Below are 15,969 nucleotides of genomic sequence, written 5' to 3'. Positions count from 1 at the left end.
CTCGATTTAACATTCTATTTTTCTTTTTTTATTTGCCCAATAAAATAGGCTGTGGGCATTTCTGTTTTTGCTTTAAAAGCATTTGCAAATCTTTGAGTACTGCTAAAACCAGCTTCTTGTGCCAGCGCCTTATTTGTGAAGTTGCGAGCTCTCTTGTCTGAGTATAATAACTCTATAATATAATCAATTTTAAGATCATTAATATAATCGCTGAAGCGTTTCTCTTTATAATGATGAATTATTGATGACAGGTAAGTCGGGTTTGAATTTAAAGCTATAGATAATTTTGAAAGACTCCAATCTTTTTCTAGAAATTTTTGATCATTTTCAAATTTATCCAGTTGCTTTAAAATAATAGAAATAGTTTCCGGATTAATGTCTAAAATTACAGGCTGTTCAGCTCGTAATTTTGGTTTAGTCTTATCTCTTACATGACCATTTTTTAGCGTCAACTCATCAAATTTTTGCTTATAAAACCTTCTTTTTTTAAAATATCTGTATGTCAACAATATGAAACCTGTGAATAAGATTGAGGTGAAGACAATCAATGCAGTATAGTTTTGATTTTTTTTAAGGAGTTGTTTCTTTAGTTTTTCCTTCTCAATTAATAATTCCTGTGTATTATATTCTTTATTTATTTTTCCAACTAAATATTTGAAGGTTTCATTTAATACAGTATCGGCTTTCAGTAACTGCTCTATGTAATATAATTGAAGTTTTGGGTTATTTGTAGTTTTATAATAATTAATAAGCAATCAAACACTTCTCTTTGATCTGGTCTGAGATAACCTTTGCTATTAAATAACTCATCAACTTTTGCAAAATACGGGATAGCTTTTTCGTATTTTTTTACCTGCCAATAACTCTTTCCAATATAAAAATATCCTACTGATTCATTTCCAAAATCTTTTTTTTCTTTTAAATCATCAATGGACGACTCAATATTTTTTATCGCTGATGCATAATTTTCCTTGAAGTAATCATTAATTCCTTCAGAATGAACGAAATAAACCTCCATTTCATTAATTTCTAGTCTCTTGCATTCCTGAAGGCCCAAAGCATTAGTTTCGGTACAGAGACCATAATTACCGGCTCTATTGTAACATAAGCCTAAAGAATGTAAAGAATTCAAATAAGGTCTAGGTTCTTTACTCTTAAAATAAGATATACATTCTTTTAATAATGAGATCGCTTCATCATAGTAACCTAAATAATATTTAACCAGAGCAATATGGTATTTCAGTTTATAAATTAGATATTGGTCATCGGTTTGAGATATATAGTTGTTAGCTATAATATAATTATCCAGTGCAAAATTTTGCTGTTTTTGTCTATAGTGTTCTATCCCTTTTGACAGATAGGCCGAACCTATCAAAGCATTGTCGTGGGATTCTTTAGCAGCAGAAACCATGCTGTCAGCATATATAAAACGTAATTTATCGGGAGATTGATGCAGTAGATTTTGGTAACCGTTGACCATTTCCTTCCAATTCTGCTCATTTTTTGCTTTTTGAAGATATGCATAAAGATAGACTGCTGCTTTTGAGGAGTCTTTTTTCAATTCATAAGCTTTATCATCTAGGTAGTTGTAGCTCTTATTTTTTAAAAAGTCAGGAATTTTATTTGTTATTTTTTGACCTGCCGTAAATTGAGAAATAAAAAGAATTAATAGGACTAAATGATTTTGATTCATAATACAAAAGTTTTGGGGACTAATTACCTTCTATAGTATACTAGTATCACTTCAAAATAGCCGTCACACTAATTTTACCATTACTTATCTCAAATTTAATATAAACAATTGAATTGTAGTGTTTTATTGATAAAAAAGAGGTATGGATTTATTATAAATCCATACCTAAAATACGTGAAACCCACAATACTATGGTTGCAAGAAGTTTTTCAAGCCGATAGCTTTGTCATGAATTCAAAAGCGAAGAAGTCTGGCATGGTGCCAGATAAAAGTTCCGCTTATCCGGATGAAATGAACTGAGAAGCAATTCTCATTCACATTCAAACAACTTTAATCATGAAAAATTTATTATTATGTAGTATTCTATTATTTCAATTGAGTTCTTGTTCAACGGATTCCGATTTTAATTCCTCGGAACTGAAAGGAACTGTCATAAAATCATATGGAAATTTATCACTTGCAGAAAATAAATCTAATCCTTTTGACTACAAAGGAAAACAGTACTTTGATGCATTAGCCCTTTACCAAGAGGAAAATCATCTGCCTCATTCTATTTCTGAAATTTCAAATCAAATAAGATTTATTGCATCACAAATTGGAAAACGTCCTATCACTGGTAAAAATAGTATAATTTTTAATGATGAAATAGTGCAGGCCATCATGGCAGATCCTGATAACAGTATGATAATTATAGTTCAAAACAGTACACTTAGTTCTGTTGCGAAAACAAGTTTAATGAATTTTCTTCAGGGTCTTATAACCCAACGTCTATTAGAATTTTCAATTACTTATAATTATATTGTAGATTACGAGGATACTATATTAGCTTGTAGTACATGGACTCAAGACGACCGAGATACAATTTTAACGGTTGCTTCAATTTCCAGATATTCTTTGTATTCGGAGTCTGAACGTAAAGACAGGGATTGGGAGTCGTCAGCGGGCAACAAACCCGGTAAAGCATTCTTTTCTACTAATGAAGCTTCTATTATTTCCATTATAGCACTTCTTGATAAGATCATCTAATTTTTTCGATTATCCATATTCTTTTAAGATGAATCCACGAATTATCCTTTATATATTACTGGTTATTTTTAATCTTTTGAGCCTTTATTTCATCATAGCGCTTTTTAGCTATGATGAAATTGTAGGCTATCTTATCAGCGGTGGAACGAAAGTCACAGATCCCAAAAAACTGGCTTACTTATTATTTTTAACATGCCTGTTAAATCTTTATTTTTTATCATTTATTCTGATAGAAAAATCATTTAAAAATAAGACATGATACCAACAAGTGTTTTATTTTTTACTTCTACCATGAAACTATAGCAATATGATCAAAGACTTAATCAATATAGAATTGAAGGATCTTGCCATAAAAGGTCTTGACATAAATATCATCAAAAAGTATGTGATTAAAACAGCAGATGACGAATCATTTTTAGTTAAAAACTACTCAATTATTTTAATTAAATCAGGACAGTTTAAAATTAGATTGAAGGACATTACGCAAGAACTGGCATCTCATGATCTAATTATAATACCTAAGAATTCATTTTGCACATTCCTTGAAGTAAAGGGCAAACTTCAGTTGTTTCTGATTTCTTTCACTTCTGAATTTGCTTTCGAAAATTGTTTAAAAAAAGAATTGGTTGATTCCTTTACCTTCTTAGTTGGTGTACCATCACCAAAAATTACCCTCGAAGAAAAGGACTTTTTAGTATTGTCGCTAATTTATAAACTAATTCATTATGTGAATAAGGATGTTCAGCAGAATGGCCAAGATGCAGAACTGCAGCGCATAAGTTTTAATCTGTTCTTATATGAGCTTAAATTTATATTTAACCGATACAATTCGGAACTGACCAGTAATTTTAGCCGTCAAGAAAGTCTAACGATACAATTTCTTACGATACTGACAATTCACTGCAAAAAACATCGAGGAGTTCAATTTTATGCAGGTGCTTTATTTGTGACAAGAGGGTATCTCAACAAGACTGTCAAGGAGATTACTGGAAAAACTGTCAAAAACCTTATAGATCAGACAGTGATTAATGAGATTAAAAACCTTCTTGAAAATTCACATTCTTCTATAGCTTTTATAGCCGAAGATTTTGAATTTAGTACCCCATCTAATTTTAGTGCCTTTTTTAGAAAACATACTTCTATTACACCATCTGAATATCGACATAATATATTTGGAAGATTTAAAAGCAGCTAGTTTCATTACATCATATGAAAATTAAACCATACTATCATGATTACTATATATCCTTTAGAGTGGATAGATTCATTGATATTGCAGACCTTAAATCCAAAGAAAACAAATATCAGCGATCTTTCCCAGAATGATTTAGCCTTAATCGCCGACAACCTTTCAAAAGAATCTCACAAGATTCAAATACAACTGAAAAATGAAATATTTGCTTTGCAGAAAAAGAGGCAAATCCGACTATTGGTTCGAAAGTATCACTCCACGTTGGTTTATCTTCTGGATAATGTGATAGAGCAACAAAAGGATCCAGATCTTCAAAAAGAAACTTTTTCCGGAATAATTGAATCCATCATTAGTACACTGGATGATTTACTCACTTTTGTCGAAAATCGCTATTCTTCCTATTTGAGCCTAGATGAGAGAGTTCCAATTCCTTATCTGGCAGTTTCAAGAAAAGAGATGCTATTAAAATTGGAAAGAATTAAAAGAAAAAAGATCTATTCTACAACTGATACTGAGATCATGAAAATCGTGACAGATGCTTTATCATCTTCTATTGAAAACAAGTCCGGATACAAAGTCACTTATAGAGAAATATTGTATCAAAAAGAACTTTTAAAACAATTAGATTTAGTGAAGTTTGATGAACTTAAAAAAAGTATGTATTCTGAAATTGAGGAAATGCTAATTGAGCTAAATTTTAACTACCAGTCTTATGTTAACTATATTATTACACATATCGAGAATCATCTAAATTTGCAGGAAACTTCAACTGAAAAGCTTAGTGAAATTTTACTCTACTATAAAGCGTTTAGTCAGTTATTATCTACAGAACAAACTTCGTTTGATCCTACTAAGCAACATATAAGCTACGTTCTTGGTAATTGGTTCCAGCATGAAATTCGTTATTTGGAAAGAAAAATTGCTCTAAATCCAGATCTTGACAGCATTTATAATAAATCGGAGCAAAATTTTAACTTAGGAGAGAATAAAGTTGAATGTGTATTATCTACTGATCAGATAGGACTAATTCTGCGGGCAGGTGATGAGGCTAGGATTTTAAAAGCCAAATCAATGAACCAGGTCTTCAGAACGATCGTACCCTATCTTTCAACGACGCGGAAAAAGGTTTTATCATACGATTCTATGCGAAGTAAATCCTATACAGCTGAGGAAAGAGATAAGCAAATTGCCATTCAAACACTTGAACGAATTATTAAGCATATTAGGGAATTTTAGCTGTTAATTATAATCTTAAAAATTACTATCATGAAAAACTTAAAACACATTATTATTGCAATGAGTATTTTCATTGCAGGATGCACAAATAAAAAACTGGATGCAGAAAAAGCAACAGAACTTATAAAAAATCTAAATCATTATCCAAAAAATCTGGAGTATGAAATTTTTTGCGGTGATCCTGTGCATGCTAAGAGAATGCTCGATGCAGGATTTGAAGAAAAAGGATTTGTCTCTATTGTTAAAGTTCAGGAGACAAAAGATATAGGAAAACCATTTATTGTTTTCAAAGATGCCTCAAAACCATTTTTTTTGCCAACTTCTCTCGAAGACAGAAAACATAAAATTCAAAAAGTAAAGATTGGTGATGAAGTATTTGACAGGATTATTGATTTAACGATCAGTAGTGAAGGAAAGAGCGCGATTGCGACATACATCACAATTTGGAACACTAATATCTTTGCAGTATTAGCACCATGGAAGAAAAGAACATATGAATACAAGGCGTATTTTTTGCTTATTGAAAATGAGTGGAAGATTGTAGATCGGAAAGATTTTGAAATACTCGAATTAAAACACTTATTACATTAATTGAAACAGCCTTCTTTACGAAGGCTGTTTTATTTTTCATACCGTTTAATTGGAGTTTTGGAAGGGTACAACTGGGGTACAAAAAAGTTGTACTTGTAGCAGACTTATCTTAATCGTTCCTTTGACTTGTAGAATAAATCATATCCAATTTTAAGATAATGATTTACATAGACGAGATGAATGTTGAATGATAAATGATGATGACTATGTTTACAAATGTTTCATGGGGCAGCTATCTCGCTGCTGTAGGTGTACTTTTATTAATCTGGTATTTAGTACTAATACTAAAATATTACAGTAAAGATTTACGGGAACTTTTCTCGGGAGAGAAGAAACTCAATTTTCCTATATTAAAAAAAACTTCTAACAAACTTGAAAGCCAAAGATACCAAAAGTCTTTGTCTTCCTCTTTTTCAGAATCGTTTGATACTTTAGAAGATGCTGAGGAACTTTCCACTCGTATAGTGCAGGCAGTAGAAGAAAGTTCTCAAATGAACTTATCAAAAGAACAATTTCAAAATTACCTTAAAATGGTATTGGAAGAGTACCCATACTTGAAGATCTCCTCTTTACGTGAAAACATAAATAATCTAATAGTCTCTGAAAGCGAAAAGCATCCGCAGTTCTATTTAACGTTTGCCGAAGCGGATACGCTGTGGGAAGAGACTATTTCTTAAAATTCAGCGGAGGAATAATCCCTGTTCTCTCTGGTGCGGTATGGCTTTATGTGACAGGAAATAGAGTTGCAACGGCGATATTCCTCTGCTTTTTAAAATTGATATAAACTTTAAAAATGATGTGTGATGAGAAAATGCTGGTGGAAATTAAAGGAATTAGACGAAGAAAAAGTAATGTCATATTGCATTCTTGCCTTGATGTTAGTGTACGAGACGAGAATTTATGCGCAGGATGGTGTAGCAGGAATTAATGAAGCTAACCAAAAAGTAAGGAGTTATTTTGATGCAGGTACAGAACTTATGTATGCTGTTGGTGCTATACTGGGTCTTATAGGAGCGGTTAAGGTTTATCAGAAATGGAATGCAGGAGATCCTGATACAGGTAAAGTAGCCGCCGCCTGGTTCGGCAGCTGTGTGTTTTTAGTTGTGGTAGCGACAGTAATTAAATCCTTTTTCGGGGTTTAGGCATAGATCTTATGAGTAACAGTGTTTACCACATCAACAAAGGAATCAATCAGAGTATAGAATTTAAAGGCTTAAAAGCTCAGTACATCTGGTATTTGGGAGGAGGTGTTGTATCACTTATGATACTTTTTGCAGTCATGTATATTATTGGTGTTCCATCATTATTGTGTGTTGGCCTCGTTGGGACAGCTGGTGCTTTTCTTGTTTTTAAAATATACAAAATGAGCAATCAGTACGGAGAATACGGCATGATGAAGGCGCTGGCCAAAAAGCAGGTTCCAAAATGTATTAAAGTTTACAGCAGGGGTATTTTTTTAAAGATATAGCCATAGAATGTTAATAATGAAAATGAAGAGGAGATGGAGAAGAGGATGGAAGATTTACTGCCGATTATGGCAGTGGAGCATGACTGTATTTTATCAAAACAGGGCGATGTAACAATTATTTTCAAGGCTGAGTTGCCAGAGATTTTTACTTTGTCAGATCAGGAGTATGAAGCTTTTCATCAGTCCTGGATAAAAGCTATAAAGGTGCTTCCCAAATTCTGTGTTTTTCATAAGCAGGACTGGTTTTTAGAAAAGAGTCACAAAGCTAATTTTACAAGTGACGACAGCAGTTTTTTAACCCGGAGCAGTGAGCGGTTTTTTAATGAAAGACCTTTTTTGGATCATTCCTGTTACATTATGCTGACCAAGAAACCACAGGGAAGGAAGAATTCAAGCTCCCTTTTTTCAAATCTTTTGCGACGTTCAATTGTGCCGGAAGAAACTGTAAAAGCACAGCTGTTACAAGATTTTATTGACATTACCGGACAGTTTAAAAGAATCATGGAAGACAGCGGTTTTGTCAAGCTTACCCGAATGAAAAATGATTCACTTAAAAGTGAAAGCAGAAAATTGGGACTGATTGAAAAGTACTGTTTTTTATCAGAGAGGGAGGATTCATTTGTTTTTAAGGATATCAAATTTGATGAAGGTTTAGCGGTCGGCGATAAACACTGCCAGCTTTTTACGCTGGGAGATGCTGCTGATCTGCCGGCGTTGTGCGGTTCGAGAATCAATTTTGATCGTTATTCAACAGATAAAACCAAATTCAGTATTGGATTTGCATCGACTCTGGGACAGCTTTTATCCTGCAATCATATTTATAATCAATATCTGTTTATAGAAGACGCCCAGAAGACTATTCAAAAATTAGAAAGCAAAAGATTAAGGCTTCAGTCTCTGTCAGCATATAGCAGGGAAAATATGATTGCCAGAGATGCAACGAATGATTTTCTGAATGAAGCGCTATCCCAGCAGAGACTTCCGGTTAAGGCACATTTTAATGTCCTGGCTTGGAGCACAGATAAAGAAGAACTGAAGGATATTAAAAACAAAGTATCATCAGCATTGGCTCAGATGGATGCGGCAGCCAAGCAGGAAACTGTCGGCGCTCCGCAGATTTTCTGGGCAGGAATTCCGGGCAATGCGGCAGATTTTCCCATGAATGATACTTTTGACACCTTCACAGAGCAGGCCGTATGTTTCCTGAATATGGAAACAGGTTATAGGTCATCTTTAAGTCCGACTGGAATAAGACTCGGTGACCGTCTAACGGGAAAGCCTGTTCATGTGGATATCAGCGATGAGCCTGTGAAAATGGGAATCTGCACCAACCGAAATAAATTTATACTCGGACCCTCGGGAAGCGGTAAATCATTTTTTACAAATCATATGGTCAGAAGCTATTATGAGCAAGGGACACATATTGTTCTGGTGGATGTCGGTCACAGTTACAAGGGACTTTGCGATATGGTTAACGGATATTATTTCACTTACGACGAGAAGAACCCGATCCGCTTTAATCCTTTTTATATTTCAGAAGGAGATACTCTGGATACCGAGAAAAAAGAAAGTATTAAAACACTGCTGCTGGCACTGTGGAAAAAAGACGATGAAACCTTTAATCGGAGCGAGTATGTAGCTTTATCAAATGCGCTTCAGCTATATTATGAGAAGTTGGTGATAAACACTAATCTTTTTCCCTGTTTCAACAGCTTTTATGAATTCCTGAAAGATGATTTTGTAAAGATACTGGAAGGCGATAAGGTAAAAGAAAAGGATTTCGACGTAAACAATTTTCTATATGTACTACGGCCATATTACAAAGGAGGAGAGTTTGATTATCTATTAAATGCCACAGAGAATCTGGAACTTTTAAAGGAAAGGTTTATTGTATTTGAACTGGATAATATAAAGGATCATCCGATTCTATTTCCTGTGGTAACAATCATTATCATGGAGGTTTTTATAAGTAAAATGAGAAAGCTCAAAGGCATTCGTAAGATGATCCTGATTGAAGAAGCATGGAAAGCGATTGCCAAAGAAGGGATGTCCGAATATATTAAGTATTTGTTCAAGACTGTGCGGAAATTCTTTGGAGAAGCGATTGTAGTCACTCAGGAGGTTGAAGATATTATTTCATCGCCAGTTGTCAAACAGGCCATTATCAATAACAGTGACTGCAAAATCCTGCTGGATCAAAGCAAATATCAAAACAAGTTTGATCAAATACAGGAATTGCTGGGGCTGACCGAAAAAGAAAAGGCACTTTTGTTATCGGTTAATAAAGCTAATGATCCTGATAAGAAATATAAAGAAGTGTTTATTTCACTGGGAAGTATGCTTTCAAAAGTGTACCGAACAGAAGTTTCACTGGAGGAGTATTTAGCCTATACAACCGAGGAAAGCGAGAAAGTGAAAATGAATGCCTATGCCCAAAAGTTTGGAGGTGACATCAAAAAAGGAATCGCAGCTATGGCGCAGGATATGAGGAATGGAAACTAATTAAATGAAAAATGAAAGCAAAAATAATTACGTGCATAATCTGTCTATTGCTTATCAGCACTCCGGCCAGACCAGCGGAAAAGACAGCTGCACTGCCAATACTGGAAATTGTAAAAGCGGTCACCAAAAAAGTTATTAAAGCAATTGACCTTAGGATTCAGAAACTTCAGAATAAAACTATCTGGCTTCAGAATGCCCAGAAACAGATTGAAAATGTACTTTCTAAATTAAAGCTGGATGAAATTTCGGATTGGACTAAGAAACAGAAAGAGTTGTATAAGGGCTATTATGAAGAACTGGCAAAGGTGAAATCGATTATAACCTATTACCAAAGGATAAAAGATATTACTAAGAAGCAGACAAAACTGGTAGTGGAATATGAAAGAGCATGGAATTTGTTCAAAGAGGATACTCATTTTAAAAAGAATGAAATCCAATATATGGAACGTGTTTATTCGGGTATTTTGGAAGAAAGCGTGAAGAATATTGACCTGATATTTTTAATACTTGATTCTTTCAGCACGCAGATGAGCGATCTGAAAAGACTCGAAATCATTAATGAAGCTGCAGATCAGATTGATGCCAATTATGATGATCTCACGCTTTTTAATCAGCAGAATGTAATGCTCAGTCTTCAGAGGGCCAAAACAGAGGCAGAGGTAAATCAGGTCAAACAATTTTACGGAATTCCGTAATTCAATAAAAATATCATGAAAAAACTAATTCTAGTATTGTTGGTAGTGTTCGTTTCCCAACAAGGAATTCAGGCACAGGCCAAGCAGAGAAAGGAGCTGCTTTTGCAGATCGCTGCTCTTCAGGTTTATATTGATTACGCTAAAAAAGGATATTCAGTTGTATCGAAAGGACTGAATTTTATTGGCGATGCAAAAAGGGGAGAAGTGAATCTTCATGGTGATTATTTTACTTCTTTACTGAAGATTAATCCCAAGGTTAAAAATTATTATAAGACAGCCGAAATTCTCTCCATGCAGTTTAAAATAATGAAAATCTGTAAAAGAACTTATAGTGATCTTAAGTCAAGTGATTTATTTCACGGAAATGAACTGGATTATATAGAGCGTTCTTTTGAAAGACTGCTTGAGAACTGCAACGATACCCTTGACCAACTTTTGATTATTACTACCGATTCCAAACTCGAGCTTAAAGATGACCAGAGGATCGAGCGTATTGATGCGCTGCACAAAATGATGCTGGAGGATTATAATTTCTGTTTGTCTTTCAGTAATGAAGCGAAACTTCTGTCTTTATCAAAGAGTCGTGAAAAAGGAGATGCTGAGAATGTAGAGGATATCTATGGATTATAAAATAAAAAGCTATGAAAAAAATATTGATTTTGATATTGACAGTCTCAATGACAATTGTTTCCCACAAAACAAATGCACAGTCAGCAGAGATTCAGCAGCTCATCTTAAACATTGAAAAACTCTCCCAGTTTAAAAAGATCTTAAGCGATATGAAAAAGGGTTATGAACTGCTCTCGGGAGGCTATAAAACAGTCAAGGATATGTCGGAGGGAAATTTCAGCCTGCATAAAACTTTTCTGGATGCCCTTATGCAGGTGAGCCCTGTTGTAAAAAATTACAAAAGAGTAGGGGACATCATAAATTTTCAGCTGCTACTGATGAAGGAAAGTAAAAATGGACTGAATCGCTTCGTAAAGAGTGGCAACTTTAGCGAAAAAGAAATTAGCTATTTTGAAAAGGTTTATGGAAATCTTCTGAGCCAGAGTTTAAGGAATCTCGATGAACTTACAATGGTTGTAACAGCAGATAAACTAAGGATGTCGGATGACGAGAGGCTCCAAGCGGTAGATGATATTTATCTGCAGATGCAGGATAAGCTTTTGTTTCTCAGAAACTTAAATGCAACATCAAATGTGCTGGCACTGCAAAGAGCAAAAGAAGCGAAGGATGTTTATGCTTCCAAAGAACTTCAGGAACTAAAAAACTAAAGCGATGAACATTTTTAAATCTTGCAAAACGGTTCTTTTTATTACCGTCGCATTTTTAATGCCTTTTTTTATCCATGCACAAGGACTTGGAGATAATATGCAGAGCCTTCACTCTGTTTTGGAACAGTTGTATGATGAAATGATGCCGTTATGCAGTAATCTTTTAGCGGTTGGACAGGGTATAGCCGGATTCGGAACGATTTGGTATATAGCTTCGAGAGTATGGAGACATATTGCCAACGCCGAACCCATTGATTTTTATCCGCTATTCAGACCATTTGTGATTGGATTTTGTATTATGATTTTTCCATCAGTACTGGCGCTAATTAACGGGGTTATGAAACCAACGGTTACAGCAACTGCCGCTATGGTTACCGGTTCCAATAATGCTGTTGCAGTCCTTCTCAAAGAGAAAGAAAAAGCCATCAAAGAAACTGATCCATGGAAAATGTATGTCGGTACGACAGGAACAGGGGATAGGGATAAATGGTATAAGTACACCCATGATGAAGATCCGTCCAATGAGAGCATGCTGGCAGGAATCGGCAACGATGTCAAATTTGCAATGGAAAAAGCTTCCTATAATTTTCGAAATTCTGTCAAGGAATTTATGAGTGAAGTGCTGAGGGTTTTATTTGAAGCTGCTTCACTGTGTATTGATACGCTCAGGACATTTCAATTGGTGGTGCTTTCTATTTTGGGACCTCTTGTCTTTGGAATAGCTGTCTTTGATGGTTTTCAGCATACACTCACGGTATGGCTGGCAAGATATATCAACATTTACCTGTGGCTTCCTGTTGCCAATATCTTCGGAAGTATTATAGGGAAAATTCAGGAACTGATGCTAAAACTGGATCTGTCCCAGGTGCAGGCAACAGGGGACACCTTTTTCAGCAGAACCGATATCTCATACTTGATTTTTATGATTATCGGAATAATAGGATATTTTACGGTTCCATCGGTTGCCAACTATATAGTCCACGCTGCTGGAGGAGGCGCCTTAGGTCAGAAAGTTACCGGACTCTTCAGTAATTCAACCAGTTCAGTAGTTTCCAAAACATCAATGGGAGCTGGTATGGTGCTGGATTCAATGGGAAATGCAGCAGGGCGGATGTCCCAAAGCATGTCATCATCGACCGGAAGTGCTCCTTATTTTGAGGAGAAAGGAAACTATATGAGCGACAGGCTTAAAGGGAATTCAAAATAATCAAAAAAAATCTGCTCATGTTTACCAAAATGAAAAATATAGATACTGCTTTTAGATATGTAAGAGGGTTTACGATGCTGGTTATTGTGGGATGTATTATGATATGCTGTTATACACTTTACAAAAGTTTTGAGTCTGTAACCCAGATGCAGGATAAGGTTTATATACTGGCAAATGGAAAAGCGCTTGAAGCTTACGCGTCGGAGAGAAAAGATAATGTACCGGTGGAAGCAAGAGATCACGTAAAGACCTTTCACAAGTTTTTCTTTACCCTTGATCCCGATGATAAAGTCATTAAAACCAATGTTACAAAAGCGCTTTATCTGGCTGATGACAGTGCCAAACGGATTTATGATGACCTGAAAGAAAATGGCTTTTACTCCGGAATTATATCGGGGAATATCAGCCAGACCATTCAGATTGACAGTATCGTGATTGATACACATGAATATCCATACCGCTTTAAATGTTTTGCAAAACAGAACATTATACGAACAACCAGCATTTTGAAAAGAAAACTTGTAACAGAAGGGTCTCTTCGCAATGTCTCAAGAAGCGATAATAATCCCCACGGTTTTTTAATTGAACGCTTCAATACCATCGAAAACAAAGATCTAACAGTTGAGAATAGAAAATAGACGTTGATGAAATCACTATTCCAAAAACAGAAAACGCCTTTTGTGTATCACAGGTATTATCATTCTGCACAGACAAAATGGGCTCAGAAAATGGATGTACTAATCAATGGCCTTTCCAGAAGAAAGCTTATCTGCCTGCTGATTTCATTTACCATTCTAACAGGAAGTTACTTTATCTATAACATTTACACAGCATTTTCAGAAAGTGATTTTCCAACCGCTCAAAAGACAGCTGTCATTTCAAAAATTAAAACTATCAATTTTAAAAAGTAAAATTATGGAACATAAATCAATATCACCTAAAGAATCCAAAAAGCGAAAAATGCTTTTGGCTCTGCCCCTTATAACACTTCCTTTCATCACTATTCTCTTTTACACTTTGGGAGGAGGAAAAATGGAAGCGATGGGAGGAAAAGATGAAATTAAAAAGGGATTTAATTTTAATCTGCCTCTTCCAAAATTTAAAGAAGATTCAGCACTTGATAAAATGAGTTATTATGATCAGGCAGCAGTAGATTCTATTAAACTTCAGGAACAGATCAAAAAGGATCCTAATTATTCCAATCAAAAAATAGTACAAGAATCTATAGGAGAGTTTTCAGATACGGATTTTGAAGTTCAACGATTTCAAAAAGACAAAACAGGTTTTAATTCGTCATCATTTCAAAACAGGAACGAACAGAAAGTTTACCAAAAACTGCAGGCCCTTCAAAAAGCAATCAGCCAGCCCGCTGTAACTGAAAATTACGATCAGGACATGAGAGAGTTTGAAAACTACGGCTCATCAAAAGGAGTTTCCGATGAGATAAAGAACTTAGAGCATATGATGAGTACGATGGGAGAATCACAGGAGCCTGACCCGGAACTCAAACAGCTTGGAGGAATGCTTGAGAACATACTGGATATTCAACACCCATCGCGTGTGCAGGAAAGACTAAAAGAGTCTTCAGATAATAAAAAAGGAAAAATCTTTACGGTTAACCGTAAAAAAGAAGAAGATAATACAACATCGCTTCAGAAGGACAATTCTATCTCAAGTTCTTTAAAGAGTAATTCCTTTTATAAAGCTGATGAGAGCCTGGAGCACGAGGAAAAACAGCAAAATTCAATAGGGGCTGTGATCCATGAGACTCAGACTATTGTCAACGGGTCTGTGGTCAAGCTCAGACTAAGTAATGATGTATCTGTGCAAGGTACTTTGATTCCAAAAAATACATTTTTATACGGAATAGCATCTTTAAAAGGGGAGAGGCTGGAAGTAAAAATCAACAACATTCAGTTTCGAAATTCAATTTTTCCGGTGGAATTAACGGTGTATGATATGGATGGTATTGACGGGATTTATATTCCAGGTGCTATCAACAGGGATGTCGCCAAGACTTCGGCTGACCGGTCTATTCAGACCCTAGGACTGACCGGAGTTACGGATTCTTGGGGAGCGCAGGCAGCTGGAATGGGAATTGAGGCGGCGAAAAGCCTGATGAGTAAAAAAGTAAAACTGATTAAAGTGGTTGTTAAAGCCGGGTATCAGGTGCTGCTGTATGATGAGAAACAAAAGAATTTGAATAATTAAAAAATAAAAAGATGAAAATTAGAAATTGGACTTTTTTGTTATGCTGTTTGCTGACAATGCTGTCAGGCTATGCGCAGTTTGTGAATGAAAAAATTAGTTTGAATCAACAAGAGTTTAAAAATCTTCAGATAGGATATTCGAAAACTACCAGTATCGTTTTTCCATATGCTATTAAAAGTATCGATAAAGGAAGTCAGGATGTTTTAATGCAGAAAGCTAAAGGAGTTGAGAATATTTTACTGGTCAAAGCGGCAAAGGAGAATTTCATTCAGACCAACCTCACTGTAGTGACAGCTGACAATAGGCTATATGTATTTGTTCTTAACTATGATGAAGCATGTCCTGATTTAAATATTAAAGCCGATAACACAGCTGCTGTAAGTGGGAATATTTTGTTTTCAATGGAGAACGATAATCAAAAAAAAATAGAACAGTTTGCCTCACTTGCTTTATTAAAAAAGAAAAAGATCAGCGGTTTGAAAAAGTCAAAGTTTCATATCAGTCTGGAGGTAAACGGTATTTTTATCCATGAGGATGTTTTTTATTTGAGAGTAGTATTACGAAATAAGTCCAAGATCAATTACGATATAGATCAATTTCGTTTTTTTATTAGAGACCAGAGAAAATCAAAACGCACGGCATCACAGGAAATTGAAATTCAGCCCATTTTTACCACTTCATCATCTGACGTGATTCCTTATGAATCTGAAGTAATAAAAGTATATGCACTGGAGAAATTTACTATCGCTGAGAATAAGTACCTGACAATTCAGCTTATGGAAACGAGCGGAGGAAGGCATTTAGAGGTTAATATTAATAATAATCTGACTGATAAAGTAATTCCAATCAAATAATCCACGATGATACTTTT

General features: G+C 35.0%; 18 protein-coding genes. 16 read left to right on the top strand and 2 right to left on the bottom strand.

Going from position 1 to position 15,969, the window contains the following annotated elements:
* Nucleotides 1–14: 14 nt before the first annotated feature.
* On the bottom strand, nt 15–755 hold the full coding sequence (locus ASC72_RS24525) for an AraC family transcriptional regulator (protein ID WP_241775699.1): 741 nt from the start codon (nt 753–755) through the stop codon (nt 15–17).
* Nucleotides 698–1,693, bottom strand: coding sequence for a hypothetical protein (locus ASC72_RS24520; protein ID WP_241775698.1), 996 nt, complete (start codon nt 1,691–1,693; stop codon nt 698–700). Before ASC72_RS24520 ends, ASC72_RS24525 begins: the two co-directional genes overlap by 58 nt.
* 336 nt (nt 1,694–2,029) lie before the next feature.
* Between ASC72_RS24520 and ASC72_RS13445 the strand changes: the two genes are divergently transcribed.
* The 16 genes from ASC72_RS13445 (at nt 2,030) to traN (ending at nt 15,952) form a co-directional block, all read left to right on the top strand.
* The gene (locus ASC72_RS13445) at nt 2,030–2,719 is read left to right on the top strand and encodes a hypothetical protein (protein ID WP_131725815.1); all 690 of its coding nucleotides are present in this window, start codon (nt 2,030–2,032) and stop codon (nt 2,717–2,719) included.
* A gap of 307 nt (nt 2,720–3,026) precedes the next feature.
* Nucleotides 3,027–3,914: an AraC family transcriptional regulator gene (locus ASC72_RS13435; RefSeq protein ID WP_056191521.1), complete on the top strand. Its 888-nt coding sequence runs from the start codon at nt 3,027–3,029 to the stop codon at nt 3,912–3,914.
* Nucleotides 3,915–3,950: 36 nt separating this feature from the next.
* Nucleotides 3,951–5,147 carry a hypothetical protein gene (locus tag ASC72_RS13430; RefSeq protein WP_056191519.1) on the top strand — a complete coding sequence of 399 codons (1,197 nt, stop codon included), beginning with the start codon at nt 3,951–3,953 and terminating at the stop codon, nt 5,145–5,147.
* Between the two features lie 30 nt (nt 5,148–5,177).
* Nucleotides 5,178–5,738: a hypothetical protein gene (locus ASC72_RS13425; protein ID WP_056191517.1), complete on the top strand. Its 561-nt coding sequence runs from the start codon at nt 5,178–5,180 to the stop codon at nt 5,736–5,738.
* 206 nt (nt 5,739–5,944) lie between these two features.
* Complete coding sequence (locus ASC72_RS13420; RefSeq protein WP_131725814.1) at nt 5,945–6,415, top strand: hypothetical protein; 471 nt, start codon at nt 5,945–5,947, stop codon at nt 6,413–6,415.
* A 174-nt stretch (nt 6,416–6,589) separates the two neighbouring features.
* Complete coding sequence (locus ASC72_RS13415; protein WP_241676577.1) at nt 6,590–6,880, top strand: DUF4134 domain-containing protein; 291 nt, start codon at nt 6,590–6,592, stop codon at nt 6,878–6,880.
* Nucleotides 6,881–6,891: 11 nt separating this feature from the next.
* On the top strand, nt 6,892–7,206 hold the full coding sequence (locus ASC72_RS13410; RefSeq protein WP_056191511.1) for a DUF4133 domain-containing protein: 315 nt from the start codon (nt 6,892–6,894) through the stop codon (nt 7,204–7,206).
* A 33-nt stretch (nt 7,207–7,239) separates the two neighbouring features.
* Nucleotides 7,240–9,708, top strand: a complete 2,469-nt coding sequence (locus tag ASC72_RS13405) for a TraG family conjugative transposon ATPase (protein WP_056191509.1) — start codon at nt 7,240–7,242, stop codon at nt 9,706–9,708.
* 11 nt (nt 9,709–9,719) lie between these two features.
* Complete coding sequence (locus ASC72_RS13400; protein WP_056191507.1) at nt 9,720–10,403, top strand: hypothetical protein; 684 nt, start codon at nt 9,720–9,722, stop codon at nt 10,401–10,403.
* A 15-nt stretch (nt 10,404–10,418) separates the two neighbouring features.
* Nucleotides 10,419–11,033, top strand: coding sequence for a hypothetical protein (locus ASC72_RS13395; RefSeq protein WP_056191505.1), 615 nt, complete (start codon nt 10,419–10,421; stop codon nt 11,031–11,033).
* Nucleotides 11,034–11,044: 11 nt separating this feature from the next.
* Nucleotides 11,045–11,680 (top strand): hypothetical protein, encoded by a 636-nt coding sequence (locus ASC72_RS13390; protein WP_056191503.1) that lies wholly within the window; start codon nt 11,045–11,047, stop codon nt 11,678–11,680.
* A 97-nt stretch (nt 11,681–11,777) separates the two neighbouring features.
* Complete coding sequence (traJ, locus tag ASC72_RS13385; RefSeq protein ID WP_241775697.1) at nt 11,778–12,887, top strand: conjugative transposon protein TraJ; 1,110 nt, start codon at nt 11,778–11,780, stop codon at nt 12,885–12,887.
* Nucleotides 12,888–12,904: 17 nt separating this feature from the next.
* The gene (gene traK, locus ASC72_RS13380; protein ID WP_056191501.1) at nt 12,905–13,525 is read left to right on the top strand and encodes a conjugative transposon protein TraK; all 621 of its coding nucleotides are present in this window, start codon (nt 12,905–12,907) and stop codon (nt 13,523–13,525) included.
* 6 nt (nt 13,526–13,531) lie between these two features.
* Nucleotides 13,532–13,798 (top strand): hypothetical protein, encoded by a 267-nt coding sequence (locus ASC72_RS13375; RefSeq protein ID WP_056191500.1) that lies wholly within the window; start codon nt 13,532–13,534, stop codon nt 13,796–13,798.
* Nucleotides 13,799–13,802: 4 nt separating this feature from the next.
* Nucleotides 13,803–15,098, top strand: a complete 1,296-nt coding sequence (traM, locus tag ASC72_RS13370) for a conjugative transposon protein TraM (RefSeq protein ID WP_056191497.1) — start codon at nt 13,803–13,805, stop codon at nt 15,096–15,098.
* An 11-nt stretch (nt 15,099–15,109) separates the two neighbouring features.
* Nucleotides 15,110–15,952 (top strand): conjugative transposon protein TraN, encoded by an 843-nt coding sequence (gene traN / locus ASC72_RS13365; protein WP_056191494.1) that lies wholly within the window; start codon nt 15,110–15,112, stop codon nt 15,950–15,952.
* Nucleotides 15,953–15,969 lie beyond the last annotated feature (17 nt).

The sequence above is a fragment of the Flavobacterium sp. Root420 genome (assembly GCF_001427905.1).
Lineage (GTDB): Bacteria > Bacteroidota > Bacteroidia > Flavobacteriales > Flavobacteriaceae > Flavobacterium.
Note: the sequence above shows the minus strand (reverse complement) of the source record. Positions and strands in the feature narration are given on the sequence as shown.

Coding starts and splice junctions, on each gene's coding strand:
- ASC72_RS24520 (WP_241775698.1), bottom strand. CDS start 1,693: ATGAATCAAAATCATTTAGTCCTATTAATTCTTTTTATTTCTCAATTT.
- ASC72_RS13445 (WP_131725815.1), top strand. CDS start 2,030: ATGAAAAATTTATTATTATGTAGTATTCTATTATTTCAATTGAGTTCT.
- ASC72_RS13435 (WP_056191521.1), top strand. CDS start 3,027: ATGATCAAAGACTTAATCAATATAGAATTGAAGGATCTTGCCATAAAA.
- ASC72_RS13430 (WP_056191519.1), top strand. CDS start 3,951: ATGATTACTATATATCCTTTAGAGTGGATAGATTCATTGATATTGCAG.
- ASC72_RS13425 (WP_056191517.1), top strand. CDS start 5,178: ATGAAAAACTTAAAACACATTATTATTGCAATGAGTATTTTCATTGCA.
- ASC72_RS13420 (WP_131725814.1), top strand. CDS start 5,945: ATGTTTACAAATGTTTCATGGGGCAGCTATCTCGCTGCTGTAGGTGTA.
- ASC72_RS13415 (WP_241676577.1), top strand. CDS start 6,590: ATGTCATATTGCATTCTTGCCTTGATGTTAGTGTACGAGACGAGAATT.
- ASC72_RS13410 (WP_056191511.1), top strand. CDS start 6,892: ATGAGTAACAGTGTTTACCACATCAACAAAGGAATCAATCAGAGTATA.
- ASC72_RS13405 (WP_056191509.1), top strand. CDS start 7,240: ATGGAGAAGAGGATGGAAGATTTACTGCCGATTATGGCAGTGGAGCAT.
- ASC72_RS13400 (WP_056191507.1), top strand. CDS start 9,720: ATGAAAGCAAAAATAATTACGTGCATAATCTGTCTATTGCTTATCAGC.
- ASC72_RS13395 (WP_056191505.1), top strand. CDS start 10,419: ATGAAAAAACTAATTCTAGTATTGTTGGTAGTGTTCGTTTCCCAACAA.
- ASC72_RS13390 (WP_056191503.1), top strand. CDS start 11,045: ATGAAAAAAATATTGATTTTGATATTGACAGTCTCAATGACAATTGTT.
- traJ (WP_241775697.1), top strand. CDS start 11,778: ATGCAGAGCCTTCACTCTGTTTTGGAACAGTTGTATGATGAAATGATG.
- traK (WP_056191501.1), top strand. CDS start 12,905: ATGTTTACCAAAATGAAAAATATAGATACTGCTTTTAGATATGTAAGA.
- ASC72_RS13375 (WP_056191500.1), top strand. CDS start 13,532: ATGAAATCACTATTCCAAAAACAGAAAACGCCTTTTGTGTATCACAGG.
- traM (WP_056191497.1), top strand. CDS start 13,803: ATGGAACATAAATCAATATCACCTAAAGAATCCAAAAAGCGAAAAATG.
- traN (WP_056191494.1), top strand. CDS start 15,110: ATGAAAATTAGAAATTGGACTTTTTTGTTATGCTGTTTGCTGACAATG.